Genomic DNA, 2,885 nt, shown 5'->3' on the forward strand with positions numbered 1-2,885 from the left:
ACCCCACAGGCGTTTACGCCGAGGAGGCTCACCGCCCGCCCCGCGGAAAGGGAGCATCTGGAGTGGAAATCAACCACAACTCACTACCTGGTAAATAGCAATAAAGTATGTGAAAACATCCATTTTTAAAAAGAATAGGATATTTCATTAACAATAATAATATAATAAAAAACAACAATGTTTTATTGTAAAACGATAAAGTGTGTGTTAAATTAAATGGACAATAAATAAGTGAGGTGCTTTTTATGAAACTAGGAACAACACTCTTTTTAAAGATGGCTGTTATTCTTATTGGAATTCCAGTTCTTGCTTTGTGCATCTTCGTGGTGCCTGGAATAGCGAATTTTGCAGCAGAATTGTATCCGGATATGGCTTATTTGAAATCTCTCGTTTTAATCGACTTGTATGCATCGGCGATACCTTTTTACTTTGCTCTATATCAAGCCTTTAAACTTTTAAGCTATATTGACAAGAACAAAGCTTTCTCGGAATTATCTGTAAGAGCCTTAAAGACTATAAAAAATTGTGCAATCACAATAAGCAGCTTGTATGTAGCAGGCATGCCGCTCTTTTATCTCATGGCGGAAAGGGACGACGCCCCAGGTATCATATTAATCGGAATGGTCGTTATTTTTGCTTCAATGGTGATTGCAGTCTTTGCTGCTGTTCTTCAAAGGCTTTTACAAGAAGCCATCGATATAAAATCAGAAAATGACTTAATAGTCTGAGGTGAATAACTTGGCAATTATAATCAATATTGATGTGATGTTGGCTAAAAGGAAAATGAGTGTTACAGAACTTTCCGAGAGGGTTGGAATAACGATGGCTAATCTTTCCATATTGAAAAATGGCAAGGCAAAAGCGATTCGATTAACAACTTTAGATGCGATTTGTAAGGCTTTAGAATGCCAACCCGGGGATATTTTAGAATACCGAAATGATGGAGGCACTCAAGATTAAGATTTATAAAGGGGAGTTACTCATGAATGTAGAAGGAAAAATGGAGGCACCAATCATGAGAGCATTAAAACAACTCGTTCGTTTTGGTTGGGAGCAGGCCCTATCATGCTTGTTTCCGGCCGTTATTTTTGCCTCTTTGGCTATTACAAAATTCATTCCGCTTCCCTTTCTGCCGCGGTATGACTGGCTGCTCATCATCTGCCTTCTAATGCAGTGGTGGATGCTGCGTTCCGGGCTTGAAACACGGGATGAACTAAAGGTCATCACCTTGTTCCACCTTATTGGTCTTGCCCTTGAACTTTTCAAAGTACATATGGGCTCCTGGACTTATCCAGAGGAAGGATATTTCAAGTTTTTTGGAGTGCCTCTGTATAGCGGATTCATGTACGCAAGTGTAGCGAGTTATCTTTGCCAGGCGTGGAGGAGGTTAAAGGTTGAACTGATCAAGTGGCCGCCGTTTTTGGTCGTTGTATCTCTTGCGCTTGCGATTTATTTGAATTTTTTCACTCACCATTATTGGATGGATGTTCGTTGGTGGCTATCTGGACTTGTCATCATCGTCTTTTGGCGAGCATGGGTCACATACGAAGTTGGTGGAACCCGTTATCGTATGCCAATCGCATTTTCTTTTGTGCTCATCGGATTTTTCATATGGATTGCCGAAAATATCGCAACGTTCTTTGGAGCTTGGGAATATCCAAACCAAACCGATGCATGGAGTCTCGTTCATCTAGGGAAGGTAAGCTCATGGCTCTTACTGGTGATTGTCAGCTTTCTTATAGTAGCCACGCTAAAACAGGTTAAGGGGAAAGATTCCGCTGTGATGGATGAGGGTCAATTTTTATAAGATAATTATTCAAGTTAGATAAAAATAAGTATAGACGACACATTGTGTCGTCTTTGATTTTCTATGCTTTTATGCCATTCCTATGAAACAAGTTTTAATCCCACTGCTGCGCCAAGGACCATGGCTATAAAAACGACCCTGCGCCAATCTTTGGATTCCCCGTATAAAAGCATCCCGATTATCGCTCCGCCTGATGCACCGATTCCTGTCCAGATTGCGTAAGCCGTTCCCATCGGCAAGGTTTTCATGGCATAAGCAAGAAACAGGAAACTTGCTCCAAATCCGATGAATAACAGCAGCAAGGATTGCCAATTTCGGTCTTTGTGCAATTTATTGATCATCGCAACCCCAAACATCTCAAAAAGCCCCGCTAAGATTAAAGAGACCCAAGCCATTATGATTCATCCCCTTTCTCAGCCTTATCATCCGTCACTAGCTTCAAGCCGATCACCCCTGATAATAAGAGGAGGATCAATAGCGTTTTGCTCAGCTTGAAGGATTCTCCAAAGAAAAGGATTTCGGAAAAAACGGTCCCAGCTGTCCCCATACCGACAAAAACGGCATATACCGTTCCGACAGGAAGCTTCCTGCCAGCCATTATCATCAAGTAAAAACTGATGATGATCGAAATGACCGTTCCAGCCCAAGTCAAAAAGTCATCCGCATGTTTTAAGCCAATCACCCAAAATACTTCAAAAAAAGCTGCAATGAATACTTTAATCCAGTTTGTGCTCATGAAATAACGCACCTCCGATTTTATTCTTTACCAAAAAAACAAAAAAAGCCCAAGAGATAACTGTTAAACAGTTTCTCCCAGGCTTTTATCCTTCCGTGACACAGCATGCTGTGAGTTTTCTCTCGGACCAGACCAGCAATGAGACGCACTGCGGAACCCTAGAAAACCTTTGACATATACAATTACCTTTCATTATACATAATTTTTGAACTTACTCAAGGTAAAAGTTTTGCCAGCTGCCATGCCGGTTTTCCTCTAATATCCGCATATGTCCCGTAACGTTTGCAGCTTTATTTGGCTCTTTTCGTAAAGATTGTTGTTTTTAAAACGAAACTATTTAAG

Annotated in this window: 5 protein-coding genes and 1 riboswitch; of the genes, 3 read left to right on the top strand and 2 right to left on the bottom strand. The window is 40.9% G+C overall.

Features of this window, described 5'->3' with window-relative positions; all coding sequences use genetic code 11:
* Positions 1–245: 245 nt before the first annotated feature.
* The 3 genes from ADA55_RS07625 to ADA55_RS07635 are packed head-to-tail and all read left to right on the top strand — an operon-like array spanning position 246 to position 1,807.
* Positions 246–728: a DUF2975 domain-containing protein gene (locus ADA55_RS07625; RefSeq protein WP_048681524.1), complete on the top strand. Its 483-nt coding sequence runs from the start codon at positions 246–248 to the stop codon at positions 726–728.
* A gap of 10 nt (positions 729–738) precedes the next feature.
* On the top strand, positions 739–960 hold the full coding sequence (locus ADA55_RS07630; protein ID WP_048681527.1) for a helix-turn-helix domain-containing protein: 222 nt from the start codon (positions 739–741) through the stop codon (positions 958–960).
* Positions 961–1,015: 55 nt separating this feature from the next.
* Positions 1,016–1,807: a DUF817 domain-containing protein gene (locus ADA55_RS07635; protein WP_072273834.1), complete on the top strand. Its 792-nt coding sequence runs from the start codon at positions 1,016–1,018 to the stop codon at positions 1,805–1,807.
* 80 nt (positions 1,808–1,887) lie between these two features.
* Here the strand turns inward: ADA55_RS07635 and ADA55_RS07640 are convergent, their stop codons facing one another.
* Both ADA55_RS07640 and ADA55_RS07645 read right to left on the bottom strand, forming a co-directional pair.
* Positions 1,888–2,202: a DMT family transporter gene (locus tag ADA55_RS07640; RefSeq protein WP_034309447.1), complete on the bottom strand. Its 315-nt coding sequence runs from the start codon at positions 2,200–2,202 to the stop codon at positions 1,888–1,890.
* The gene (locus ADA55_RS07645) at positions 2,202–2,543 is read right to left on the bottom strand and encodes a DMT family transporter (protein WP_048681535.1); all 342 of its coding nucleotides are present in this window, start codon (positions 2,541–2,543) and stop codon (positions 2,202–2,204) included. The genes ADA55_RS07640 and ADA55_RS07645 overlap by 1 nt, the downstream gene beginning before the upstream one ends.
* A 72-nt stretch (positions 2,544–2,615) precedes the next feature.
* Positions 2,616–2,716: riboswitch (guanidine-I (ykkC/yxkD leader) on the bottom strand.
* Positions 2,717–2,885: the final 169 nt, after the last annotated feature.

It is taken from the genome of Bacillus sp. 220_BSPC, from assembly GCF_001054655.1.
GTDB classification, from domain to species: domain Bacteria; phylum Bacillota; class Bacilli; order Bacillales; family DSM-1321; genus Peribacillus; species Peribacillus frigoritolerans.

Bases quoted from the DNA above. Each gene is read 5' to 3' on its own strand.
- ADA55_RS07635 (WP_072273834.1), top strand. From the start codon at position 1,016: ATGAGAGCATTAAAACAACTCGTTCGTTTTGGTTGGGAGCAGGCCCTA.
- ADA55_RS07640 (WP_034309447.1), bottom strand. From the start codon at position 2,202: ATGGCTTGGGTCTCTTTAATCTTAGCGGGGCTTTTTGAGATGTTTGGG.
- ADA55_RS07645 (WP_048681535.1), bottom strand. From the start codon at position 2,543: ATGAGCACAAACTGGATTAAAGTATTCATTGCAGCTTTTTTTGAAGTA.
- ADA55_RS07625 (WP_048681524.1), top strand. From the start codon at position 246: ATGAAACTAGGAACAACACTCTTTTTAAAGATGGCTGTTATTCTTATT.